Origin of the sequence: Citrobacter sp. Cpo221 (assembly GCF_030332345.1) — a bacterium.
GTDB classification, from domain to species: Bacteria; Pseudomonadota; Gammaproteobacteria; order Enterobacterales; family Enterobacteriaceae; genus Citrobacter; species Citrobacter portucalensis.
Genome location: NZ_JAOWIA010000033.1, coordinates 299,060 through 324,601, shown reverse-complemented (window position 1 = coordinate 324,601; position 25,542 = coordinate 299,060). Strand labels below are relative to the sequence as shown.

The following is a 25,542-nucleotide window of genomic DNA, read 5'->3' as shown; positions in this document are numbered from 1 at the left end:
TATGCAGAAAAAATCACTATTCCTCGCGCTGTCACTGGCTTTCAGCGCTACCGTCTGGGCAAATGAGGTGACGATTAATGGCACGGGCGTAAGCCTGGAAGCCAATAAAGCGCCGATTAATACGGTAAAAAATCCGCAGGCGATTGCACAGTTGCCCGCAAACCTGCACCTGGCCGTACCGGGCAAATTCACCGTGGCGATTGCCGGGCTCAGCCAGCCGCCGCTGACCGTCTTTGCCGATGACAATAAAACGCTGATCGGCAGCGAGGCGGACATCGCTCGTCTGGTGGCTGACAGTTTGGGGCTGGAACTCAACGTTGTACCTACGTCATGGGAAGACTGGCCGTTGGGCGTCACTTCCGGCAAATACGATGCCGCGATCAGCAATATTACCGTCACCAAAGCACGCAAAGAAAAATTCGATTTCGCGACGTATCGGAAGGACTCTCTTGGCTTTTATGTCAAAACCGGTAGCAAGCTGAAGAAAATCGAGCAGGCGGAAGATATCGCCGGACTGCGCATTATCGTCGGTTCGGGGACTAACCAGGAAGCCATCCTGCTGGCCTGGAACGATGAGAACGTGAAGAAAGGGTTACAGCCGTTTACGCCGGTGTATACCAAAGATGATGCCGCGCAAACCCTGGCCCTGCAGTCAGGCCGCGCCGATGCCTACTTCGGTCCTAATGTAATCGGCGCGTGGAAAGCTGCACTCAACGGTAAAACGCAATTAGTGGGTAGCGTTGATGGCGGTTGGCCAAAAGCGGCACATATCGCTGTGACGCTGAAAAAAGACAGCGGTCTGGTTCTGCCGGTACAAACCGCCCTCAACGGCGTGATTGGCAACGGCGACTATGACAAGGTGCTGAATCGTTGGGGAGAAGGGGTGGAACGCATTCCACAATCTGAAATCAACCCGGTCGGTTTAGGCGACTAAGGAGGTCATCGTGAGCGATCAATTTCGCGTGCTCTCACCGGAAGCCAGCGAACTGCAGCCCATTTTGAACGGTCTGTTCGGTGAATATGCCGCCCGCTATGGCGATTACTTTTCTCGCGACGCTGAAGTGGAACTGACCGAATGGTATCTGGCGCCGCAGGGACTTTTTGTGGTACTGGAGCGCCGCGGCGAAATTATCGCCACCGGGGCTTACAAACCTTACGACAAGGACACCGCCGAGATTAAGCGTATCTGGACAAAAAGCAGCCTGCGTCAGCAGGGGCTGGCAGCGCGCGTGGTGCAGGAACTGGAACGTAGAGCGCTGCTCGCAGGCTACAGCCGGATTTATCTGACCACGGGATTTCGCCAGCCGGAGGCCGTCAGACTTTATTTAAGCCAGGGCTACGATCCGCAATTTGATACGACGCGCGATCCCGAAGAGTACAGCCTGCCGCCGTTTGATGGACGGCTGCGCTTTACCAAACTGCTGACTATTGCCGGTCAGGCCAGAATCGCCTGAGGAGAGAAAATGAAAACGACAGATAGCATTAGAGTCGTACCGGCACGTTATCCCATGCGTACCGTAGGCGCGGTCATTGCCTTATTTGCCCTTGCGGTAATTCTTCAGTCCGTGGCGTTTAATCCGCGCTGGGAATGGAGCGTGTTTGCCCGCTGGTTCTTTGATCCGGTTATCTTGTCCGGCCTCGGGCAAACGCTGTTACTGACGCTGATCGGGACGCTGTTGAGTATTGTCATCGGCGGTCTGCTGGCGTTGGCGCGGCTTTCATCTTCCTGGATGTTGAACGGTCTGGCATGGGGGTACATCTGGCTGTTTCGTTCGTTACCGCTGATTGTGGTGCTGATCGTTTTGTACAACTTCTCCTATCTGTACGACACGTTGACAATTGGTATTCCGTTCACTCCCATTCAGTGGAGAAGTTTTGAGACCATCAATGTGCTCGGCCAGTTTTCTACTGCGGTGGTTGGCCTGACGTTGGTACAAAGCGCCTATACCGCTGAAATTATTCGCGGTGGATTTTTAGGGGTCGATCACGGTCAGTACGAGGCAGCGGCAGCGCTGGGCTTACCGGCATGGCGACGTACGCTGCGGATTATTCTGCCGCAGGCGCTGCGCACCATTTTGCCTGCTGGCTTCAATGAAATCATCAGCCTGGCGAAAGGGACGGCGATGGTATACGTGCTGGCAATGCCGGAGCTGTTCTACACCATCCAGATGATCTACAACCGCACGCAGGAAGTGATCCCGCTGTTGATGGTAGGTGCGGTGTGGTATCTGGTGATCACCAGCGTCCTGTCGTTAATTCAGCACCTGGTCGAACGTGCGCTGGCACGCAGCGAACGACGTTCAGCCATCAATACCGCCCGGGTAAGTCGTGCAGAAAAACGCAGTCGTCAACGCCCACAGCAGGAGGCCGTCCATGTCCCGCTTGCCTGAAGGCCATATTTCTATTACCGGCGTTAGCAAATACTTTGGTCGCCACAAAGCGCTGGATAATGTGTCTCTGGAGATCCCTCCCGGCACGGTAACGGTCATTCTTGGGCCGTCCGGTTCAGGGAAATCAACACTCCTGCGGACCATCAACCATCTGGAACGCGTCGATGAGGGGTTTATTCAAATCGATGGCGATTACATTGGCTATCGTCGACAGGGAGACAAGCTGTATGAGCTGAAAGAGGCGGAAATTTTGCGCCAGCGGGTTAATGTCGGCTATGTGTTCCAGAACTTTAATCTGTTCCCGCACTTAACGGTTCTGGAGAATCTGATTGAAGCGCCCATTGCGCACGGACTGGCAACGCGTAAAGCCGCCACCGAGCGGGCATTAACACTGCTTGATGCGGTAGGGTTACGGAATAAAGCCGATGCCTGGTCGCGTCACTTATCCGGCGGTCAGCAGCAGCGTATCGCTATTGCCCGTGCGCTGGCGCTAAATCCGCGCGTCATGCTGTTTGATGAGCCTACATCTGCACTGGATCCTGAACTGGTCGGTGAAGTACTGGATGTCATTAAAGCGCTGGCGAAGTCGGGAACCACGCTGGTTGTGGTAACGCATGAGATTGGCTTCGCCCGAGAAGTCGCAGATCAGGTGGTGTTTATGGTCGATGGCAAAATCGTCGAGCAGGGCAGCAGCGAGCAGGTGCTGAATCATCCATGCCACACGCGCACTCAGCAGTTTTTGTCGAAAGTGCTTTGAGATACATTGCGGCACAATGCTGTGCCGCACAGAGGTTATACAGTGACGACGATTTTGCCTACCTGGCCGTTGGCTTCCATGTATTGATGTGCTTCGACGATATCATCAAAGGCAAAGGTTTTATCAATCAGCGGCTTGAGCTGGCCAGACTGCAATCCTTCAAAGATAAACCGTTTCGCCCGCGCAAGTTTTTCTGCATCCGTGGTGATTTCGAAAATCTCATAGCCGCGGAAGGTCAGATGACGGCCGAGTATCTCAATGACCGGGATAGAAAGGTCACGTGAATCAAGCGAACCATACTGGAAAAAGAGCCCACCGGCTGGCATCACTTGGGCAATTTTTGCCACCGCTGGGCCACCGACCGGATCGAACACCACGCGGGTTCCTTTACCCTCAGTAATCCGCTGAATCTCGGCCACCAGATCCTGCTCCTGGCTTGCAATAACCTCTGCCGCGCCCAGTTGCAGCAGCTGATCACGTTTCTCACTGGTCCGTGTCATCGCAATCGGTTTTGCTCCCCGCATGTTAGCAATCTGAATTGCCGCCAGTCCGACGCTGCTGGAAGCAGCATTGATCAGCACGTTATCACCGGGCTTAATATCCGCATATTCAACCAGCGCACCGAAAGCGGTCACATACATCATCCAACTGGCAGCAGCCTCAGTAAAGCTCAGGTTTTGTGGATGCTTTACGACCGCGTGAGCGGGGGCATTAACGACTTCACCATACATTCCATATTGATGAAAGCTGAATGCCGGGATGACGCTAACGTAATCGCCAGGTGCAAACTCACGTACGTTGTCTCCCACTGATTCAATGACTCCAGCGGCTTCATAACCCAGTCGCGCCGGGAAATTAGGTTGGTAAATATACTGTCCGGTGCGGTACATAACTTCAGCACGGTTGATACCAATAGCCCGCACGCGGATCTGAACCTCATTTGCATCAGGCGCGGGAACCTGCATCTCCTGAATCTTCAGGGTTTCAGCGCCACCAATTTGATTAAAAACTACGACCTTAGACATAGCAGACCTCAGTAAATTGTTCTGTATTGGGTCTGCACAATTTAACGACTCAGATGAGAGTGAAAAACCGCTGTTGCGGAACTTCATTATTACTTATTTTGTAATAATCCCTGAAGCCGCGGTTTTTGTTGGCTAAAAAGTTCGCATAACCAGTCAATGAATACCCGAACCCGAGGGGCGAGATGACGTCTGTCCGGGTAAAGCACCGAAACTGGTTTTGATTCTCCGGTATAATCGGCCAGCACCTCAACAAGCTGGCCTGACTGAAGATAGGGCGCAAGGACAGCATGAACGCCACGAATAATGCCGAGTCCAGATAAGCAGCCGGTTAACAGAATATCGGAGTTATCAACGCTTATCCGCCCTGCGGGGGTGAACGATTCGGTTTTACCTCTATTGATGAAGGTCCATTCCAGCGCTTCGCGATGACGCTCGCTAAAAAAGTTAAGCGCCTGGTGTCGGGATAAATCCTCTGGCACCTGCGGCACCCCCTGCCTTTGCAGATAATCAGGTGAAGCACAGGTCACCATTTTGACCTCACCAAGCCGCCTGGAGATCAAGGTCGAATCTTGTAGCTCGCCAATACGGATCATGCAATCGATGCCTTCGGCAAGCATATCGATTCTACGGTCGGTGGAGGTGAGTACCATCTCGATGTCAGGATATCGCGACTGGAAATCTTTCAGCGCAGGAACTAACACGGAGTGCGCAAGCGACAGAGGAGCATTAACCCTGAGTTTTCCGCGTGGCGGGCGAGTAGGTGAAAAAGAAGCCATGATGTCATCAACATCGCTGAGCAGTATTTTTGTGCGTTGGTAAAAGGCATCACCTTCTTCTGTCAGACTCACTTTACGAGTCGTGCGGTTAAGCAACTTTGCCCCCAGATCGTCTTCAAGATGTTGGATAGCTTTGGTGACCGCAGGGCGGTGCAGGTGTAACACATCTGCGGCTCTGGCAAATCCACCTTGCTCAACAACCTGTACAAAAATGTTCATGTATTCAAACATACTGGAACGCATTGCTTATTCTCCCCCGGTATTCGACCATTGTTATTATGAAAGTAATAATCATGCCTGCATAGGTTGTCGAATGCTGCTCTACACTTAGGGTTTTAACTTTGGGGTTGCAGCATGATTAAGGTCTATGGGGTGCCGGGCTGGGGATCGGCCATCAGTGAAGTGATGCTCACACTGGCGGATATCCCTTACAGCTTTATTGATGTGGACGGTTTTGACTGCGATGGCCCTGCACGAGAGTTGCTTAAAACAATGAATCCACTGTGTCAGGTGCCCACGCTGGTACTGGAAAATGGCAGCGTGATGACGGAAACGGCGGCGATCGCGCTGATGATCCTCGATCGTCGCCCTGAACTTTCGCCACCCGTTGGGCACCCTGAGCGCCAGCAGTTTCAGCGTCTGCTGATATGGTTGGTCGCAAATGTCTATCCCACGTTTACCTATGCCGATTATCCTGGTCGATGGGTACCGGACGCCCCGGCTCAGTTGAAAAAGAACTGTATCGAGTACCGTAAATCCCTCTATATGTGGCTGAACAACCAGCTAAGCGCCGAGCCGTACGCATTTGGGGATCAGCTAACACTGCTGGACATTTACATTGCCGTTATGCGCACCTGGGGACCAGGGCATGACTGGTTTCAGGACAACACGCCGAATATTAGCGCCATCGCCGATGCGGTTTGTCAGCATCCGAGACTGCGTACTGTACTGAAAAGCAATAAGATTATTTGAATAAAAAAACGCTGTTCCGCAGGAGTGCAAATCCCGGAACAGCGGGCGAACTATCGCCATAAGTTTAAATTACGCGACAGAAGGGGTCAGCGTAATACGATCCAATGGACCCACGATAAACAGATAAGAAATCAGGCCAATCAGCCCCATCGAACCGACGTACAGAATGGCGTAATCAAAAGACTGGGTATTCGCCAGAATGACGCCGATTACCAGTGGCGTGATGATACTGGCCATATTGCCGCACATATTGAATACGCCGCCTGCAATGCCAAGCACTTCTTTTGGCGAGGTATCGCTGAGAACGCACCATCCCAGATTGCCAAAGCCTTTAGCGAAAAACGCCAGACTCATCGCCGCGATCACCACAAATTCTGACGAAGTGTAGTTGGCGATAACGATGACGCAGGAAAGTAACATCCCGCAGATAACCGGCAGCTTACGGGCAATCGTCAGACTGTAGCCGCGCTTTAATAGCCAGTCGGAGAAAACGCCGCCCAATAATCCACCGATAAAACCGGCGATGGCAGGGATGCTGGCAACAAACCCCACTTTGAGGATCGACATGCCTTTCGCCTGATACAGATAGGTAGGGAACCAGGTCAGGAAGAACCAGGTAATTGACGTTACGCAGAACTGTCCGATGTAAACGCCAATCATCATGCGGTTGACGCAGACGCTTTTAATTTGCGCAAAGGTAATCTTCTGTGGCTCTTTTTTATTACCCAGCGACGGTTCGCCACCGCCTTCCCGGATATAGTCAATTTCCTGCTGGTTCACTTTTGGATGGTGCATAGGATCTCTGACTTTGACCAACCAGAAGATGCCAAGAATAACGCCTATTGCCCCAATGTAATAAAACACAAAATGCCAGCTGAGATTATGCAAAATAATCGTCATTAACGGCGTAATGATCCCTAACGAGATATATTGCGCGGCCTGATAGACTGAGGTAACAAAGCCCCGTTCGTTATTAGGAAACCACTGCACGCTTAATCGACTGTTGGCCGGAAAGGCCGGAGCTTCAATCGCACCCATCAGTAATCGTAAGATAATCAATACGACAAGCGGGCTGGCGTACAGATAAATGGTGCCCTGAAACATAGTCACCAGCGACCAGCCAATCAGTGCGCAGCCGTATACCAGACGCGAGCCATAGCGATCCAGCAGCCAGCCGCCGGGTAGTTGCATAATGACATAAGAAATACCGAAGGCAGAAAAGGCCAGCCCCATAGCTTCAGGATCAAAACCTAATTCTTTGCTCATAATCGGCGCCACGACGGATAACGTCGCGCGATCGGCATAATTAAATACGGTCGCAAGAAACAGAAATATCAGAATGCCGTAACGCACTTTTGTGCGCTTTATTATTGTGTTCATCACCCACTCCTTTCATAAGGTTGAGAGCGTTTTTGTAGGGGAGGAGGGCGGGTATTGCTTACCCGCCAAATACATTAAGGTCGTTTGCCAAACTCGCAGGTTAATTGCGTCCAGCGGCGCGCCTGCTCGCTGATGCTGAAGCCCAGACCGTGACGATCGGAAACCCACATCCGGCCATCACGCAGCTCAAGTTGTTCATTAAATAACGGGTTCAGCCATTCGAAATGCTCCAGCCATGGTTCAAGTGGATAAGCGGCGGACAGATGCAGGTGAACTTCCATAGCGAAGTGTGGAGCCAGTTTGCGACCATGTTTAGCCGCCAGGTCCATAATTTTCAGGAACGGCGAAATTCCCCCCACACGCGGTGCATCGGGCTGCACAAAATCGCTGGCATTGCCGAGGATCAGCTGTTCATGTTCGCGGAAGCTGGTCAGCATTTCACCGGTGGCTATTGGGGTATCAAGCGCGGCGGCCAGTTGGGCGTGGCCTTCAACATCGTAGGCGTCCAGCGGCTCTTCAATCCAGATTAGATTGAACTGCTCCATTTTACGTCCCATACGGATGGCGGTTTCCCGATCCCATTGCTGATTGGCATCGACCATTAGCGGGAAGTCATCCCCCAGTGCTTCACGAACCGCGGTCAAGCGGCGAATATCCTCAGCGCAGTTTGGCTGACCAACCTTGAGTTTGATACCACCAATGCCATTTTCACGGGAAATAACCACGTTTTTTAGCACCTGATCCAGCGGCGTATGCAGGAATCCCCCGGAGGTGTTGTAGCACTGCACAGAGTCCCGATGCGCGCCAAGCAGTTTTGCCAGCGGCAATCCTGCACGCTTGGCTTTCATATCCCATAATGCGATATCAATAGGGGAGATGGCTTGTACCGCCATGCCGCTGCGCCCCACGGAAGCGCCAGCCCACAGCAGCTTGGTGTAGATCTTGTCGATATCGTTTGGATCTTCGCCTAACAGGTTATCGGCAATTTCTTTGGCATGCGCATAGATTCCCTGGCCGCCAGCCCGCTTGGAGTAACTAAATCCCACACCTTCAAACCCGTCGCGGCTGCGGATCTCGGCAATGATTATGGCGACTTCGGTTAGCGGTTTCTGGCGACCGGTGAGCACTTTGGCATCGCTCACGGGTGTTGCCAGCGGAAGGAAAGCCAGAGACAGTTTTACCCATTCAATACGGTCACCGGTTTCTGCTGCGGTTTTGGCGTTGGCCGATTTGGCATAGGTCACGGCATCGGAATTGGCACTTAAAGACATATTGTTCTCTCCTGGTGATAACAAATGATTGCGCTATCATTTTTAATGTTAGCGCAATCACTGTGCCAGCGAATTGACTGCGATTTGAACAATTGCTCACAAATACAGAGAGAAAAGGGTGGTAAATTATAAACGACGTCACATTCCAGTACTTTATGGAGAAATGCACAAACTGTTGTGATTGCGCTATCATTTTAATTAACGATAATTAACTAAGCTGCTGTTTTCTCAGCGTTATCGCCGAGAGTCGCTGGCAATAGCCCAAATCATGATGAATAATGCCAGCATAAATCAGCGATTTTTGACAAGGGCATCGACAGTGAAAAATCCCAAACCACCGCGCGCACCCACGCTGGAAGATGTTGCCCGTACCGCGGGATTGTCACCCATGACGGTGAGCAGGGCGTTGAATACCCCGCAGTTGGTGCGCCCGAAAACGGTGGAAAAAGTGATGCAGGCGGTGCGCGCCACCGGCTATATTCCCAACGCACTGGCCGGGGGACTGGCGTCACGTCGCAGCAAGCTTATCGCCGTGGTTATTCCGCAAATTAACAACAATATGTTTGTCGATACTATCCAGTCATTAAGTGATGAACTGGCAGAACGCGGATACCACATTTTGCTTTGCGTGTCGGGTTATACGCCGCAAACTGAGGCAGAGCTGGTGGCGACGCTGCTTTCTCGTCGCCCGGATGGCGTAGTACTTACCGGTATTCATCATACCGCCGAGCTGAAAAAGGTGATTCTTAATGCGGCCATCCCGGTCGTGGAAATCTGGGATTTAACCCCAACACCCATCGATATGCTGGTCGGCTTTTCGCATGAAAAGGTCGGGCAGGCGGTGGCAGACTATCTGTTGGAAAAAGGTTATCGACGTCCGGGGTTGTTATGGACAGCCGATCGTCGGGCAGGCCAGCGTAAACAAGGACTGTGCGATGCGTTGAGTCGTCATGGTATTGCGGCTGACACACAGGTGGATGTCCCGCTTCCGGCCTCTCTGGCATTGGGACGCGCAGGATTGACGCAGCTATTGGCGGATCGCGAGTTTGATGTCATTGTCTGTAGCTCAGATACGTTAGCTCAGGGGGCGATCATGGAAGCCGAGAGCCGCGGTATACGCGTGCCGCAAGAGTTAGCGGTAATCGGTTTTGGCGATCTGGATTTTGCTGCCAGCAACCGGCCCGCCATCACCACCGTCAGCGTCGACAGACGGGCCATCGGGCAACGTGCTGCCTCACTGCTTGCCGATCGTATCGAACAAATTCCGCGTGAAGACGATATTATTGATGTCGGTTTTCATCTGGTAGAACGAGAGTCCGCATAAGTTACCTGCAACCCAAAACAATAAGGAATCTGCTATGCCGCACGTTGATATTAAATGTTTTCCTCGCTCTCTTACCGACGAACAAAAAACCGCCCTGGCGGCGGATATTTCCGAGGTTATTATTCGCCATTTGCAAAGCAAAGACAGTTCAGTCAGCGTGGCGCTCAATGAAGTTGAGCCAGAGGCGTGGCAGGGCGTGTGGGATGCGGAAATTGCGCCGCAGATGGCAAGGTTGATTAAAAAACCTGGCTACAGCATGTAAGAAAAAACGGGCGGATTTCCGCCCGTTTTCGTTGTGCTTATGGTGTAACGATGTTGAACCAGAATTCGAATTTATCCATATAGCCGAGCATGGCATCAAGCTTGGCGCCGTCACCGGTAATCTTCACATCACCACTGTCTTGTGCCTGTTTCAGCGTCACTTCTTTGAGGATGATTTTGTTCAGCGTATCGCGATTAAGCGTGACAGTGGCGTCGGCATCTTTCGCTTCGGCATTGGCGGTATGGTTCAGGACGCCATTCTCCAGTTCAAGCTTATATTTACCGCCATCACTGCCAAGATCGATGTTAAATACAGACTTCGCATCACCTGCTTTTTGTCCGTTAATATGCACCGCCAGATAATCGAAGAACATTTCCGGCGTCATGGCGCGAACGGTATCCGGGCTGGCGGTATTCGGGGTTGGGCCTTTGACTACGCCGTTTCGCAGCTCTTGCGCCCCGGTCAGATAGAAGTTACGCCACGGGCCGGATTCAGCCTGATAACCCAGTTGCTCCAGCGCATCCGCTTCCAGATTACGCGCGGCCTGGTTATTTGGATCGGCAAATACCACTTTGCTCACCACCTGAGCCACCCAGCGATAGTTACCCTGGTCATAGTCGGTTTTGGCTTTCTGCAAAATGGCGTCAGCGCCGCCCATGTAGTCGACAAATTTCTTCGCAGACTCTTCCGGCGGCAGCTCATCCAGCGTTGCCGGGTTGCCGTCAAACCAGCCGAGGTAGAGCACATAGGTCGCTTTTACGTCATGGCTCACGGAACCATAGTAACCGCGGTTAGCCCAGGTATGGGCCAGTGAGTTCGGCAGCTTAAAGTTGGCGGCGATTTCATCGCGGGTCAGACCTTCGTTAGCCATGCGTAACGTCTGGTCGTTGATGTAACGATACAGATCGCGCTGGCTTTTCAGCAGGCTGACCACCTTGTCATTACCCCAGGTTGGCCAGTGGTGCTGCGCCATCAGCACTTCGGCTTTATCACCCCAGCGCACAATCGCTTCGTTGATGTATTTGGACCACGGCAGCGGCTCACGAATTTTGGCCCCGCGCAGGGAGTAGGTGTTGTGCAGGGTGTGGGTGACATCTTCAGCGGATTCAATCAGTTTCTTCTCTTCGATGTACCACAGCATTTCCGACGGTGCTTCGGAACCCGGGGCCAGCATGAAGTCATAGGTCAGGCCGTCGATGACCTCTTTTTGTCCATCTTTCTCTATGATATTTGTTGGCGCAATCAGGGTAACGGTTCCCGCTGAGGTCGTGGTTCCCAGCCCCGCGCCGACCTGGCCTTTGGCATCAGGTTTTAGCAGGTTGCCGTACATGTAGCTCGCGCGGCGGCTCATGACGTTACCGGCCATGATATTCTCAGCGACCGCGGCTTCCATAAAGCCGGCTGGTGCATAAACTTTCACTTTGCCCGCTTTAACGTCGGCTTCATCAACAACGCCGCGAACGCCGCCGTAATGGTCAACGTGGCTGTGGGTATAAATTACCGCGACAACCGGTTTTTGACCGCGGTTTTTAAAGTAAAGATCCATCCCGACTTTGGCCGTTTCTGCCGAGACAAGCGGGTCAACGACGGTGATGCCTTCTTTACCTTCAATAATGGTCATGTTTGACAGATCGAGGTTACGAATCTGGTAAACGCCATCCGTTACTTCAAACAGCCCGCTGATATTGATCAACTGAGACTGACGCCACAGGCTCGGGTTTACCGTATCCGGGGCTTTATCGCCTTCTTTGATGAACGCGTACTGCTGCGGATTCCAGATAACATTTCCCTGCTCGCCCTTGATCACGTCCTGCGGGAGTGGGGCGATAAAGCCTTTGTGGGCGTCGGTAAAGTCGGTGTTATCGGAGAAGGGCAGTTGATTGTAAAGCGCGTTGTTGGCTTGTTGCGTGGCGGCTGTAGCGTCTTTGGGGGCTTCAGCGGCCATAAGGGGAACAGAAAACGATGTGAGTAACCCAGCAAGTATAAAACTTTGTGCGATTCTATTAAGTTGCATCGTAAAACCTCTCTGACACTTCAAAAGTACAGTTGGGGATGCTGCTTTGACGGATAGCGTTTTGATTAGGTATTTGAGTTAGTGCAAGATTAACTATAATTCACATGAATGATTAGGCAAGGAAGGCAGAGTAATTTATCTAACTGGTTTTTCAGAGGTTTTAAGAAAACAGTTGCGGATGACAGAGCAGAACTGCCATCCGTTAGCATACTATCATTCACCTGCGATAATACGTTTCCCGCTGGAGATAAACGTTCCGGCCCCAAGGTGATGCAGAGTATTGAGCTTGCCATCATCAAACTGCCAGCGTCCTTCCACGAAGGCTCGCTCATCAGCGGCAGCGGAGACCACTTCCCCAAACAGAGTGTCATATTTTTCCTGTGCCGCCGTGGCTGGCAACAGGCGACACTCCATCCAGGCCAGACATTTCGCTTCTATCAGCGGTAAACCTAGCACGGGTCCTTGCACCACGGGAATGCCGTAACAGTTGAATTTATCTTCCACGCGACCGGAAACGCTGCCTACGGCCCAGGTCCAGTTGACGGCGGCGATACCCGGAATAACGATGCCGAATTTACCGCTACGTTCAATGAGATCCCGCGACCAGGCGGTCTTATCAACAACAATTGCTACCCGCGGCGGCTCAAATTCCACGGGCATTGACCATGCCGCAGCCATCACATTTCGCCGCTCGGTATGCTCATCCCGGCTGGTTATCAATATCGTTGGGCCATGATTGAGTAGCCGGCTGGCATGTTTTAATTCGATCGGACGAAAATGGCTCATGGATGCTCCTTGGCTGAGAGATAACACACCACAATAAACATAGATATTAACGGTATTAGCGATTTTGTCGCCTCACAGGAATTAACAACGCACAAAATCGACAGCGTAAAACGAAAAATACGTTATAAGTACTGCATTAATCGAACAGGAACTCCGTATGACGCCTTTTTTAACCGCTTACTTTGTCCGTATTGGCTGGTCAGATTCGGCCAACGTCAACATTGAAACCTTGCAAGCGCTGCATTTACTGCATAACGCCGCGATTCCCTTTGAAAACCTGGACGTATTACTGCCAAGAGAGATGCAGCTTGACGATTTGTCGCTGGAAGAGAAGCTGGTAACGGCGCGTCGTGGCGGTTATTGCTTTGAACAGAACGGCGTGTTTGAACGCGCGCTACGCGAAATCGGTTTTAACGTACGTAGCCTTCTCGGTCGCGTGGTACTGGCAAATCCGTCAAGCCTGCCGCCGCGCACGCATCGTTTGTTGCTGATTGAATTACAGGGTGAACAGTGGATTGCCGACGTTGGTTTCGGCGGGCAAACGCTGACAGCACCAATTCGTCTGCAGGCCAACACTGAGCAGAAGACGCCACACGGCGAATATCGGCTGATTCAGGAAGGTGAAGATTGGATCCTCCAGTTCCGTCATCACGAACACTGGCAGTCAATGTACCGTTTCGATCTGGTCGTGCAGCATCAGAGCGATTATCTGATGGGCAACTTCTGGTCCGCACACTGGCCGCAATCACATTTTCGCCATCATCTGCTGATGTGCCGTCATCTGCCCGACGGCGGGAAATTAACGTTAACCAATTTTCACTTTACCCATTATCAGGATGGACATGCGGTAGAGCAGATTAATTTGCCTGACGTCGCCAGTTTGTATGCGTTGTTGCAAGAACGATTTGGACTGGGTGTGGATGACGTGAAGCATGGGTTTACCGAAGATGAGTTAGCGACGGTAATGGCGGCGTTTGATACGCATCCGGAGGCGGGGAAATAGGGGCATCGGAAGTCATGCCGGATGCGGCGTCATCGCCTTATCCGGCTTTCGGGAACAATTAAAAATCTATCGCCCATTCTGCGTGAAACAGGATCACCGCCGAACCGGTAATGGTGACTTTTTTCGGCTGGTTTTCACGGATAGTCACCGTCACATCAACAATCCCGTCGCGCCCGAGCGCACGGCCCTGATGCCCCTGAACACGTAACGTTTTCCCATCATGCGCCATCAGCCCATGGTGGACCAACCATGCGCCCATTGGACCGTTGGCATTGCCGGTAACCGGGTCTTCCACAATACCAATAGCAGGTGAAAACATGCGGCCATCAGTGGCGTTTTCGCCCTCGCGGATTTGAAAAGGGAAGAAACCGTTACAGCCAATTTGTTGGCTGATGGCGGTCAAAGCCGGTAAATCAGGGGAAAGGGCGTCGAGATCCACCTCGGGTTTCAGTGGAATCATCACTTTCGAATGCCCGGTCGTGGCAACCTGAATGGGTAAGCCTGCCAGCATATCGTCTTCGCTCAGGTGCAGCGCATCGAGAATCGCAGTACGAACAGCGCCCTCCAGCGGAGGTTCAAAACCCGGTTCACCTTGCTCAAGGCTAATGCGATAGTCGTTCCCGGTAGCGTCAATATCCACGCGATGACGTCCGGCCAGCGAGGTTTGCCAGACCGTGCAGTTACCCAGACTCAGCACCCTGGCCCGCACGTAATGCGCGGCGACGGTAGCATGCCCACAGATAGGAACTTCGACCGTCGGGGTGAAATAGCGGATGCGAACATCGCTGTCGTCACTGGTCAGCAGAAATGCGGTTTCTGAATGACGCAGCTCGCGAGCGATGAGCTGCATCTGCGCGTCGCTCAGTCCATCAGCATGTAAAACCACACCTGCTGAGTTGCCGCGAAAAGGGACCGGGGTAAAGGCATCGACGTGGTAAACCTGTGGTTTCATTAGCGTTCTCCCTGAAATGGAGAAGCATCATAACGCACAAAAAGCGGGATAGCGATGCAGGCCCGGTAAGCGCAAGCGCTACCGGGCATCAGAGTTCAATTATCGGCGGGAACGCACTATTTGGTAGCGACGGGTAAAGTACTCAAACGGCGCACTCCAGACGTGGACCAGGCGAGTGAACGGGAACAGCAGGAAGATAGTCATCCCAAGAACCAGATGCAAACGGAAAATCAACGCCACACCATCCAGATGCGCAGATGCGCCGCCCTGGAAAGTCACCACTGACTGCGCCCAACCGACCAGTTTCAGCATTTCACTGCCGTCTGGATGTTGCGCAGAGAACGGGATGGTGGTTAAGCCGAGGATACACTGAATCAACAGAACGCAGAGGATCAGAATATCGGCGGTGGAAGATGTCGCACGAATACGCGGGTTGGTCAGACGGCGCACCAGCAAACCTGCGCCACCAACCAGCGTCAGTACGCCACAAAGCCCACCGGCAATCATTGCCATCTGTTGCTTTACCGCAATCGGCAGGAACCAGGCATACATCCAGTGCGGCGTTAGCATGCCGAACAGGTGACCGAAAAAGATCCCCAGAATGCCGATGTGGAACAGGTTTGACCACAGCACCATGCCGCGTTTGTCCAGCATCTGGCTGGAAGAGGCGCGCCAGGTATATTGCCCGTAGTCATAGCGTAGCCAACTGCCGAGGATAAATACCGTACCGCACAGGTACGGGTAGATGTCGTAAAAAAAGACGTTCAGGTACTGTATCATTTCGGGCCTCCCGCGCTGACGTCGACATACTGCGGCGCCACGTCCTGGCTAAAGCGTCGTTGATAGTTTTGTAACGGTGAACTGTCGCAGGCGGTGGCGTTATCCTCGATAAACTTCACCTGTTCCTCTTCCCACACCGCATCCAGCGCCTGACGGGTATCATCGCGGGTTTCAGCACCAACCTGTTTAGTGACACTGTCACTTGAAAGAGGGCTTCCGGCAAGCAGCAGTAGGGCGTCAAACAGTTGATACCACGGCGTATCGCGCTGTTTTAAGCGTCCGCCAAGCAGCGCAAGAATCGGTGCAACGTTTTGCAGTCCTTCTTTGGCCTGGGCCTCCGGCAACACGCTCAAATACTCCAGATACAACGGCAGATGATCCGGCAGTTCGCGGCAGTCGAGCTGTAGCCCGACCTTTTCGTACTGCGCCAACAAATCCACCATCGCCTGACCCCGGTCACGGGACTCGGCGTGGACGTGCTCAAACAACAGCAGAGAGGTGGCCCGGCCCCGGTCAAAGATTTCGCACCATTCCGCTTGTTTATCCAGCAGTGGCGCATTGAGCAATCCCTGGCTAAATTCGGTAAGCATGGGGGCATCGCTGGCCACAAGCGCCAGCGCGTCGTCTTTACACTCCCACAGCAGCTCGTCGGGATATTCCATCAGCAGGCCGATAACCTTCAGGATTTGCATTATTCACCCTCCGCTTTATCGCGCACTTCGGTGATGTCGATCGCATCAATACGGCTACTGTTAAACAGGTTGAATTTGGTATCTGAGCCATGGCAGCCGTCACCGAAGGTAAATCCGCAGCCGTTTTTCTCCGGGAAGGCATCGCGCGCCATTTCACGGTGGCTGGTCGGGATCACAAAGCGGTCCTCATAGTTGGCGATGGCCAGATAGCGATACATCTCCTCAACCTGCTCAACGGTCAAACCCACTTCCTCAATCGCGCGGGTGTCCGTCACACCTTCCACTGTTTGCGCACGCATATAGTGACGCATGGCCATCATACGTTTCAGCGCGCGCAGCACCGGACCGGTATCACCCGCACTGAGCATGTTAGCTAGGTACTGAACCGGAATTCGCAGCGACTCAACCGCCGGCAAAACGTTACCATTGTGCGGCAGTCCGCCCGCGTCGGCGACCGACTGAATCGGTGACAATGGCGGTACATACCAGACCATCGGCAGGGTGCGATATTCCGGGTGCAGCGGCAGCGCCAGTTTCCAGTCCATCGCCATTTTGTAGACTGGCGAACGTTGGGCCGCTTCGATGACGTTATGCGGAATACCTTGTTTTAACGCCTCTTCAATGACCGCCGGATCGTGCGGATTGAGGAACACATCGCACTGACGCTCATAGAGATTGGTCTCATGCTCGGTGCTGGCCGCTTCTTCGATGCGGTCGGCGTCGTAGAGCAATACGCCGAGATAACGGATACGCCCAACGCAGGTTTCCGAACATACCGTCGGCTGGCCGGACTCAATACGCGGGTAGCAGAAAATGCACTTCTCAGACTTACCGCTTTTCCAGTTAAAGTAGATTTTTTTGTACGGACAGCCGCTGATGCACAAGCGCCAACCGCGACATTTGTCCTGGTCGATCAGCACAATGCCGTCTTCTTCACGTTTATAGATAGCACCGCTTGGGCAGGTGGCGACACAGCTTGGGTTCAGGCAGTGCTCGCACAGGCGCGGTAAATACATCATGAAGGTGTTTTCGAACTGGCCGTACATCTCCTTTTGCATCTTTTCGAAGTTACGGTCGCGGGCACGCTTTGAGAATTCGCCGCCAAGTAACTCTTCCCAGTTTGGACCCCAGATAATCTTGTCCATCCGCTTACCATCGATCAGCGAACGCGGACGTGCGGTGGGCTGATTCTTACTTTCCGGCGCGCTATGCAGATGCTGATAATCGTAGGTAAACGGTTCGTAGTAATCATCGATTTGCGGGATCACCGGGTTGGCGAAAATTTTGGTGATGACGCCCATCTTACCGCCCAGACGCGGTCTTATCTTACCGTTGACATCGCGAACCCAGCCGCCTTGCCACTCTTCCTGATCTTCCCAGTTTTTTGGATACCCAATCCCCGGTTTAGTCTCGACGTTGTTAAACCACGCATATTCCATCCCTTCACGCCCGGTCCAGACGTTTTTACAGGTGACGGAGCAGGTGTGGCAGCCGATGCACTTATCCAGATTAAGAACCATGCCTACCTGTGAGCGTATTTTCATTTTTTCGCCTCCTGTACCTGATCGCGACCTTCATCATCCAGCCAGTTAATATTTTTCATTTTTCTAATCATGATGAACTCATCGCGGTTAGAGCCGACCGTACCGTAATAGTTGAAGCTGTATGCCAACTGCGCATAGCCACCGATCATGTGCGTGGGTTTCGGGCAGACGCGGGTAACCGAGTTATGGATCCCGCCACGCATCCCGGTGACTTCAGAGCCAGGGATATTCATGATTCGCTCCTGAGCGTGATACATCATGGTCATTCCCGGCGGCACACGTTGACTCACCACTGCACGTGCGGTGAGCGCACCGTTGGCGTTGAAAGCTTCAATCCAGTCGTTATCCTCAATGCCCAGCTCTTTGGCATCGGTCTCGCTGATCCAGACAATCGGTCCGCCGCGCGACAGCGTCAGCATCAGCAGGTTTTCGCTATAGGTAGAGTGGATCCCCCATTTCTGGTGCGGCGTCAGGAAGTTGAGCGCTTTTTCCGGGAAGCCGTTAGGCGGAACCTCGCGCATTTCACTGACGCTGCGGGTATCGATAGGCGGACGATACGCCACCAGACTTTCACCGAACGCTCGCATCCACGCGTGATCCTGGTACAGCTGCTGGCGACCGGACAGGGTACGCCATGGGATCAGCTCGTGGACGTTGGTATAGCCTGCGTTATAGGAAACATGTTCACTTTCCAGCCCGGACCAGGTAGGACTGGAGATGATTTTGCGTGGTTGCGCCTGGATATCGCGAAAGCGGATCTTCTCGTCTTCCTTGTTCAACGCCAGATGCGTATGGTCGCGTCCGGTCATCGCCCCCAGCGCTTCCCAGGCTTTCACCGCCACCTGACCGTTTGTTTCCGGTGCCAGGGCGAGGATCACCTCAGAGGCATCCAGCGCGGTGTCAATCAGCGGGCGTCCTTTTGCCGGGCCTTCGCGTTTGGTGTAGTTCAGCTTGCCGAGGAAATCGACTTCCGCCTGGGTATTCCACGCAATGCCTTTCCCACCGTTACCAAGCTTGTCCATGAGCGGACCGAGTGAAGTAAAGCGTTCGTAGGTGGCGGGGTAGTCACGCTCCACAACGGCGATATTCGGTGCCGTTTTCCCCGGCAGGAGATCGCATTCGCCTTTGCGCCAGTCCAGAATGTCAAACGGCTGTGCCAGCTCTGCCGGAGAGTCGTGTTGCAGCGGTTGCAACACCACATCCGTTTCTTGTCCAAGGTGTCCGACGCAAACCTCAGAGAATACTTTGGCGATGCCTTTGTATATTTCCCAGTCGCTCTTCGATTCCCATGCCGGATCGACCGCCGCGGACAACGGGTGAATAAACGGATGCATATCCGAGGTGTTCATATCGTCTTTTTCATACCAGGTCGCGGTTGGCAAAACGATATCGGAGAACAAACAGGTGCTGGACATACGGAAATCGAGGGTAACCAGCAGATCGAGCTTGCCCTCTATCGCCGCGGACTGCCATTCAACTTCTTCAGGTTTAATCCCCTCACTTGAACCGAGCGCTTCCCCCTGGATCCCGCTTTCGGTACCCAGTAAATACTTGAGCATGTATTCATGCCCTTTACCGGAGGAACCGAGCAGGTTAGAGCGCCAGACGAAGAGGTTGCGCGGATGGTTTATGCCGTTATCCGGCTGCTCGCAGGCAAAACGAATATCACCCGATTTCAGCGCTTGGGCAGTGTATTGCGCAGGAGATAACCCAGCCTGTTCCGCCTTCGCTTTGACGGTCAATGGGTTAAGGTTAAGCTGCGGCGCAGACGGCAGCCAGCCCATTCGTTCAGCACGTACGTTAAAGTCAATCAAATGTCCGCTAAACTTCGACGCATCGGCCAGCGGAGAGAGGAGTTCCTGCGCGGTGAGCTTTTCATAACGCCACTGACTGGAGTGGTTGTAGAAAAACGAGGTGCTGTTCATCTGACGCGGCGGACGGTTCCAGTCCAGCGCAAAGGCCAGCGGCAACCAACCGGTTTGCGGACGCAGTTTCTCCTGACCCACATAGTGCGCCCAGCCGCCGCCGCTTTGTCCCACGCAACCACAGAACACCAGGATGTTAATCATGCCACGGTAGTTCATATCCATGTGATACCAGTGGTTAACGCCAGCCCCGAGAATGATCATCGAACGGCCATGTGTCTTGTGTGCCGTATCGGCAAACTCACGGGCGATCTGTTCGATATGACGGCGTGGCACACCGGTAATTTGCTCGCCCCAGGCCGGGGTGTAGGCTTTCACTTCGCTGTAATCTTGTGCGCTATGAACGTCATCCAGACCACGGTCGAGGCCATAATTCGCCAGCACCAGATCATAGACGCTCACTACCGGGCAACGGCTACCGTCAGCGAGGGTAAGATGTTTTACCGGCAGTTGACGGATCAGCACCGGTTCTTGTTTTACACTGCGAAAATGTGGGTTTTCGTTGCCGCCAAAATAGGGGAATGCGACGCCGGTCACTTCATCATGCAGACCGAGCAGCGAAAGAGAAAGTTCAGTTTCAGCGCCAGCCGCCAGTGGTTCCAGGTTCCATTTGCCTTTCTCCCCCCAGCGAAAACCGATAGATCCGTTCGGGACAACCAGTTCACCTGCGCTGTTAAAGGCTATCGTTTTCCACTCCGGATTGTTGCTTTCGCCCAGACCATCGACAAGGTCTGAAGCACGCATCATGCGTCCAGGCACGTAGCTGCCATCTTCCCGGGCATCCAGTAAAACCAGCATCGGCATGTCGGTATAGCGACGGCAGTAATTGAGGAAATAATCGCTGGGGTTGTCGAGGTGGAACTCTTTCAGGATGACGTGGCCCATGGCCATTGCCAGCGCGCTGTCGGTCCCTTGTTTAGGTGCCAGCCACTGGTCGCACAGTTTGGCGACTTCCGAGTAGTCCGGCGTAATGGCAATCGTCTTGGTGCCTTTGTAGCGTACTTCTGTGAAAAAGTGCGCATCCGGGGTACGGGTCTGCGGCACATTAGAGCCCCAGGCGATGATATAGCTGGAGTTATACCAGTCGGCGGATTCAGGAACGTCGGTCTGCTCGCCCCAGGTCATCGGTGACGCGGGCGGTAAGTCGCAGTACCAGTCATAGAAGCTCAGACAGGTTCCGCCGATTAGCGAGAGATAGCGTGTGCCGGCGGCATAGGAAACCATCGACATCGCAGGGATCGGGGAGAAGCCGACCACGCGATCCGGGCCGTAGGTTTTCACCGTCCAGACGTTGGCGGCAGCAATCAGCTGATTAAGCTCTTTCCAGTTAGAACGGATAAACCCACCGCGCCCGCGTACCTGCTTGTAGCTCTGGCATTTTTGCGGGTCGTTCATAATGGATTCCCAGGCCAGCACCGGATCGGGCTGGCGGGAGAGGGCGTCGCGCCACAATTCGATTAAGCGTTTACGCACCAGCGGATATTTCAGGCGGTTCGCGCTATAGAGATACCACGAGTAACTGGCGCCGCGTGGACAGCCACGGGGCTCATGATTTGGCAGGTCAGGACGGGTACGCGGGTAGTCGGTTTGCTGCGTTTCCCAGGTCACCAGCCCGTTTTTAACGTAGATCTTCCAGCTGCATGAGCCGGTACAGTTAACGCCGTGGGTAGAACGCACAATTTTGTCGAACTGCCAGCGCTGACGATAGCTGTCTTCCCAGTCCCGGTTGGTGTGCATTACTTGCCCATGCCCCTCGGCAAACGTATCGCCCTTTTGTTTAAAGTAGCGAAAGCGGTCTAACAGTTTACTCATGACATAACTCCTGCTTCGATAATATTGCCGACGGTGAATCGAACGCCAGGCCTGATCCGGCCTACCTGAATGTCCGATCCTGCGGTATCCATTTTGTTATTTTTTTTGTGATTTACGGCCATAGACCAACCAGGTCACCAGCACGCAGACGATGTAAAACACGAGGAATATTTTCATGGCACCCACCGGAGAGCCGGTCAACGCCAGCGATGAGCCAAACGCTTTAGGAATGAAAAAGCCCCCCACAGCGCCAATGGCGGAGATAAATCCCAGTGCGGCTGCAGTATCGGTTACCGCTTCCCGCTGAGCTTGCTCTTCGGTACCACCGCGCAGCTTCACCCGATAAATTGTGATTTTGCGAAAGATCACCGCAATCATCTGGAAGGTTGAACCGCTACCCAGACCCGCGGTCAGGAACAAGCCCATAAACACCAAGTAAAACGCGATAAAGCTACCTTCGCCCGAGCCGGGCAAAGTGAGAAACAGCAGGGCGCTGAACAGTGCCATAAAGATGAAGTTAATTAAGGTGACACGTACACCACCAAACTTGTCAGAGATAACACCGCCCGCCGATCGTGCAAGCGCGCCGATGAAGGGGCCGAAGAACGCCAGTTGCAGGATATTCACGTCGGGGAACTGGGTTTTCGCCAGCATGGCAAAGCCTGCCGAAAAACCGATAAATGAACCGAAGGTGGCGAGATACAGCAGACTTAATAACCACAGATGAAAACGCTTGAGGACCGGTAACTGGGAGGCAATTGAGGCCTTCGAGCTGGCAATGTCGTTCATTCCCATGCCCGCTGCCACGGTGGCTATCAGCAGTAACGGCACCCAAATCCATGCGGCATTGGCCAGCGACAATAACGAGCCATCAGCTTGTGGTACGCCCTGTACGCCCAAAAAGGTAAATATGGGCAGAAAGATCACCAGTGGCGCGATCAACTGCATCACGCTGACGCCGAGGTTGCCGAGACCACCGTTAACGCCTAATGCGCTACCTTGCTTCGCTTTGGGGAAGAAAAAGCTGATATTGCCCATGCTGGAGGCAAAGTTAGCGCCAGCAAAACCACACATCAGCGCAATGATAATAAATACACCGAACGGAGTAGTGGTATTTTGCACGGCAAATCCGAGCCAGACACAGGGAATAACCAGAATAATCGTACTAAAAATGGTCCAACGACGCCCACCAAATATAGGTACCATAAAGGAGTAGGGAACGCGCAATATTGCACCAGAAAGAGAAGGCAGTGCCGTTAATAAAAACAGTTGGTCGGTGGTGAAATTAAAGCCAATTTTATTCAGATTTACGGCAACGGCGCTGAACAACATCCAGACGCAGAACGCAAGCAGCAGGCAACTTACTGATATCCAGAGATTTCTGCGCGCAATGTGCTTGCCTTTATTTTCCCAAAAGCCGGGGTTCTCTGGTTTCCAGTCCGTTAAAAGATAACGATTATTTTTCTCATTTGATGATGACATATTATTCTCCATGCACATGCCGTTCATGAAAAAGAAATAAACGCATGCAGCGCCGCGCGGCTTCTTTTTAGAAACTATTGAAAAGTTTTAGGAATATTGACTGAAAGAATAGATAAAAAAGTGCAATAACGCGGCGTGATAGGAGAATTACACGTTGCTTAAGTGTTACTAATTGTAAACATAAAAGATGTATTGTTAATTCATCTATTACATCAAATAAATAACTCCTGCGTAATCATACGATCAAGATGACGATCGAATGCAGGATCGGCCATTTCCTCAATACCTAATATGTACATACCATCCAGGCCGCAGACTAATGCGATTAAACGCCATGCGACGTCGGCGGCATCAGGCGTGGATGAGAACTCACCGGCTTTCTGTCCTTGGGTAATAATGTTGGCGGTTTCTTCGTGCCACATTCGCATGGTCAACAGGTAGGCGCTTTTAATTTCCGGATCTTTACCCGCAACAACCTGTGCTTCACGCCATAGCTTAATATAGGGTTCCAGACCACCATCTTCACTGCCTAGCATCGCATGCAGCCGCTCACGGAAGCTGGCGTCTTCGCTGACCAGTTCGGCATCAAGTAGGGTGCGGATAAGGCGCACAAATGCCTGGGATTTGAGCTCACTGGCAGAGGCGAAATGGTGATGTAGCTGGCCCGTCGCGACGTGAGCTTCGGCAGCAATGCGTCGAACCGTCATGGCGGAAAATCCTTCTTCAAGTGCGACACGCATTGCCGCTTGCAGAATCACTTCCCGACGTTCATCCCGATTTAGATAGCTCATCATTCCTCCTGTATCCGTATAGATCGCAGTCTAACAAAAAGTTGGACATATGTTCAATTTTCCGTAGGATCGCTAAAGCTGGACATGTGTCCAGTTTTGGTTTCGTTAGGGAGTTTTATGTTTCGTCAGTGGTTAACGTTAGTCATTATTGTGCTGGTCTACATCCCTGTTGCGATTGATGCAACGGTGCTGCACGTTGCCGCGCCCACGCTGAGTATGACGCTGGGTGCCAGTGGTAACGAGCTGCTGTGGATCATTGATATTTATTCCCTGGTAATGGCCGGTATGGTATTGCCAATGGGCGCGCTGGGGGATCGCATCGGCTTTAAACGTCTGCTGCTGTTAGGTGGTGGATTATTTGGTCTCGCATCGCTGGCGGCCGCTTTTGCTCATAGCGCAAGCTGGCTGATTGCCACCCGGGCGGTATTGGCGATTGGCGCGGCGATGATTGTTCCGGCAACGCTGGCGGGTATTCGCGCCACGTTCTCTGAGCAACGGCATCGAAATATGGCGCTCGGCGTCTGGGCAGCGGTCGGTTCCGGCGGTGCGGCGTTTGGCCCACTGGTTGGCGGGATGCTGCTGGAGCACTTCTACTGGGGGTCCGTATTCTTAATTAATGTACCAATTGTCCTGGTGGTAATGGCCTTAACCGCACGCTTAGTGCCACGCCAGGCCGGACGTCGCGATCAATCGTTAAATTTTGGTCATGCGATCATGCTGATTGTTGCCATTCTGCTGTTGGTTTACAGCGCCAAAACCGCGCTGAAAGGGCATACGGCGACCGTTGCCATCGCCCTGACGCTGTTAACCGGCGCTTTACTGTTGTGGCAGTTTGTCCGTATCCAGCTTGCGGCAGCCCGCCCGATGATTGATATGCGTCTGTTCACGCACCGCATTATCTTAAGTGGCGTAGTGATGGCGATGACCGCGATGATAACGCTGGTGGGTTTTGAGTTGCTGATGGCACAGGAACTACAGTTTGTTCACGGTTTAACACCGTATCAGGCAGGGTTGTTCATGCTGCCGGTGATGCTGGCCAGTGGTTTCAGCGGACCGATTGCCGGTATGCTGGTTTCACGCCTGGGATTACGTTGTGTGGCAACGGCGGGCATGGCGCTGAGCGCCGTTAGTTTTTACGGCCTGGCGATGACGGATTTCAGTAGCCAACAGGTACAAGCCTGGATTTTGATGGCTTTGCTTGGTTTTAGCGCCGCCAGTGCGCTCCTGGCTTCAACAGCGGCTATCATGGCAGCAGCGCCGGCGGAAAAAGCCGCGGCCGCTGGCGCCATCGAGACAATGGCTTATGAACTGGGGGCAGGACTTGGGATCGCTATCTTTGGCTTACTGCTGAGCCGTAGCTTTTCTACATCGATTCTGCCGCCAGCCGGACTTAATGCGCAGGAAATGGAACGTGCCTCATCGTCAATGGGGGAGGCGGTACAACTGGCGCACTCGCTCCCGCCGTCACTGAGTGAAGCATTGCTGACGGCTGCCAGAGAAGCGTTCACCTGGTCACATAGCGTGGCATTAAGCAGCGCCGGCAGCATGCTTATCGTATTAGCGATAGGAATGTGGTTCAGTCTGGCAAAGGTACAACGTTAATA

General features: G+C 53.0%; 22 protein-coding genes. 9 read left to right on the top strand and 13 right to left on the bottom strand.

Features of this window, described 5'->3' with window-relative positions; all coding sequences use genetic code 11:
* The first annotated feature begins 1 nt into the window (after position 1).
* Genes OGY72_RS24890 through OGY72_RS06035 form a run of 4 tightly spaced genes read left to right on the top strand, consistent with a single transcriptional unit; the run spans position 2 to position 3,147 of the window.
* Positions 2–934 carry an ABC transporter substrate-binding protein gene (locus tag OGY72_RS24890; RefSeq protein ID WP_502873544.1) on the top strand — a complete coding sequence of 311 codons (933 nt, stop codon included), beginning with the start codon at positions 2–4 and terminating at the stop codon, positions 932–934.
* Between the two features lie 10 nt (positions 935–944).
* Positions 945–1,454 (top strand): GNAT family N-acetyltransferase, encoded by a 510-nt coding sequence (locus OGY72_RS06045; protein WP_003833076.1) that lies wholly within the window; start codon positions 945–947, stop codon positions 1,452–1,454.
* Between the two features lie 9 nt (positions 1,455–1,463).
* The gene (locus OGY72_RS06040) at positions 1,464–2,390 is read left to right on the top strand and encodes an amino acid ABC transporter permease (protein WP_286547400.1); all 927 of its coding nucleotides are present in this window, start codon (positions 1,464–1,466) and stop codon (positions 2,388–2,390) included.
* Positions 2,374–3,147 (top strand): amino acid ABC transporter ATP-binding protein, encoded by a 774-nt coding sequence (locus tag OGY72_RS06035; protein WP_286547398.1) that lies wholly within the window; start codon positions 2,374–2,376, stop codon positions 3,145–3,147. Before OGY72_RS06040 ends, OGY72_RS06035 begins: the two co-directional genes overlap by 17 nt.
* Before the next feature lie 35 nt (positions 3,148–3,182).
* Here OGY72_RS06035 and OGY72_RS06030 read toward each other — a convergent pair whose 3' ends face one another.
* Positions 3,183–4,172: a zinc-dependent alcohol dehydrogenase family protein gene (locus OGY72_RS06030; RefSeq protein WP_149384238.1), complete on the bottom strand. Its 990-nt coding sequence runs from the start codon at positions 4,170–4,172 to the stop codon at positions 3,183–3,185.
* An 89-nt stretch (positions 4,173–4,261) separates the two neighbouring features.
* Positions 4,262–5,191: a LysR family transcriptional regulator gene (locus OGY72_RS06025; RefSeq protein WP_126318048.1), complete on the bottom strand. Its 930-nt coding sequence runs from the start codon at positions 5,189–5,191 to the stop codon at positions 4,262–4,264.
* A 111-nt stretch (positions 5,192–5,302) separates the two neighbouring features.
* Here OGY72_RS06025 and OGY72_RS06020 point away from each other — a divergent pair, with 111 nt between their 5' ends.
* Positions 5,303–5,920, top strand: coding sequence for a glutathione S-transferase family protein (locus tag OGY72_RS06020; protein WP_286547394.1), 618 nt, complete (start codon positions 5,303–5,305; stop codon positions 5,918–5,920).
* Between the two features lie 69 nt (positions 5,921–5,989).
* On the opposite strand, the gene OGY72_RS06015 is transcribed toward OGY72_RS06020, so the two are convergent.
* The gene (locus OGY72_RS06015) at positions 5,990–7,300 is read right to left on the bottom strand and encodes an MFS transporter (protein WP_164562772.1); all 1,311 of its coding nucleotides are present in this window, start codon (positions 7,298–7,300) and stop codon (positions 5,990–5,992) included.
* Positions 7,301–7,374: 74 nt separating this feature from the next.
* Entirely contained in the window at positions 7,375–8,571 is a 1,197-nt protein-coding gene (locus tag OGY72_RS06010; protein ID WP_032943493.1) for an L-talarate/galactarate dehydratase, read from the bottom strand.
* A gap of 319 nt (positions 8,572–8,890) precedes the next feature.
* On the opposite strand from OGY72_RS06010, the gene OGY72_RS06005 reads away from it, so the two are divergent.
* Positions 8,891–9,895 (top strand): LacI family DNA-binding transcriptional regulator, encoded by a 1,005-nt coding sequence (locus OGY72_RS06005; RefSeq protein ID WP_166465409.1) that lies wholly within the window; start codon positions 8,891–8,893, stop codon positions 9,893–9,895.
* Between the two features lie 34 nt (positions 9,896–9,929).
* Positions 9,930–10,157, top strand: a complete 228-nt coding sequence (gene pptA, locus OGY72_RS06000) for a tautomerase PptA (protein ID WP_286547389.1) — start codon at positions 9,930–9,932, stop codon at positions 10,155–10,157.
* A 37-nt stretch (positions 10,158–10,194) separates the two neighbouring features.
* On the opposite strand, the gene OGY72_RS05995 is transcribed toward pptA, so the two are convergent.
* Positions 10,195–12,171: an alkyl/aryl-sulfatase gene (locus OGY72_RS05995; protein ID WP_286547387.1), complete on the bottom strand. Its 1,977-nt coding sequence runs from the start codon at positions 12,169–12,171 to the stop codon at positions 10,195–10,197.
* A gap of 213 nt (positions 12,172–12,384) precedes the next feature.
* Positions 12,385–12,957 (bottom strand): flavin reductase family protein, encoded by a 573-nt coding sequence (locus OGY72_RS05990; RefSeq protein WP_003833054.1) that lies wholly within the window; start codon positions 12,955–12,957, stop codon positions 12,385–12,387.
* A 157-nt stretch (positions 12,958–13,114) separates the two neighbouring features.
* On the opposite strand from OGY72_RS05990, the gene nhoA reads away from it, so the two are divergent.
* Positions 13,115–13,960 (top strand): N-hydroxyarylamine O-acetyltransferase, encoded by an 846-nt coding sequence (nhoA, locus tag OGY72_RS05985; protein ID WP_286547386.1) that lies wholly within the window; start codon positions 13,115–13,117, stop codon positions 13,958–13,960.
* A gap of 58 nt (positions 13,961–14,018) precedes the next feature.
* On the opposite strand, the gene OGY72_RS05980 is transcribed toward nhoA, so the two are convergent.
* From OGY72_RS05980 to OGY72_RS05950, 7 genes are all read right to left on the bottom strand, one after another.
* The gene (locus OGY72_RS05980) at positions 14,019–14,912 is read right to left on the bottom strand and encodes a PhzF family isomerase (RefSeq protein ID WP_149280955.1); all 894 of its coding nucleotides are present in this window, start codon (positions 14,910–14,912) and stop codon (positions 14,019–14,021) included.
* A gap of 99 nt (positions 14,913–15,011) precedes the next feature.
* Positions 15,012–15,692, bottom strand: coding sequence for a respiratory nitrate reductase subunit gamma (narI, locus tag OGY72_RS05975; RefSeq protein ID WP_286547384.1), 681 nt, complete (start codon positions 15,690–15,692; stop codon positions 15,012–15,014).
* A complete protein-coding gene (gene narW, locus OGY72_RS05970; RefSeq protein WP_079937278.1) occupies positions 15,689–16,384 on the bottom strand; it encodes a nitrate reductase molybdenum cofactor assembly chaperone in 696 nt (231 codons plus the stop codon). Before narW ends, narI begins: the two co-directional genes overlap by 4 nt.
* Complete coding sequence (narH, locus tag OGY72_RS05965; RefSeq protein WP_286547380.1) at positions 16,384–17,928, bottom strand: nitrate reductase subunit beta; 1,545 nt, start codon at positions 17,926–17,928, stop codon at positions 16,384–16,386. The genes narW and narH overlap by 1 nt, the downstream gene beginning before the upstream one ends.
* Complete coding sequence (locus OGY72_RS05960; protein ID WP_286547379.1) at positions 17,925–21,665, bottom strand: nitrate reductase subunit alpha; 3,741 nt, start codon at positions 21,663–21,665, stop codon at positions 17,925–17,927. The genes narH and OGY72_RS05960 overlap by 4 nt, the downstream gene beginning before the upstream one ends.
* 96 nt (positions 21,666–21,761) lie before the next feature.
* Positions 21,762–23,147 (bottom strand): NarK family nitrate/nitrite MFS transporter, encoded by a 1,386-nt coding sequence (locus OGY72_RS05955; protein WP_198579193.1) that lies wholly within the window; start codon positions 23,145–23,147, stop codon positions 21,762–21,764.
* Positions 23,148–23,359: 212 nt separating this feature from the next.
* A complete protein-coding gene (locus tag OGY72_RS05950; RefSeq protein WP_279275965.1) occupies positions 23,360–23,938 on the bottom strand; it encodes a TetR family transcriptional regulator in 579 nt (192 codons plus the stop codon).
* Positions 23,939–24,055: 117 nt separating this feature from the next.
* Between OGY72_RS05950 and OGY72_RS05945 the strand changes: the two genes are divergently transcribed.
* Complete coding sequence (locus OGY72_RS05945; protein ID WP_286547374.1) at positions 24,056–25,540, top strand: MFS transporter; 1,485 nt, start codon at positions 24,056–24,058, stop codon at positions 25,538–25,540.
* Positions 25,541–25,542: the final 2 nt, after the last annotated feature.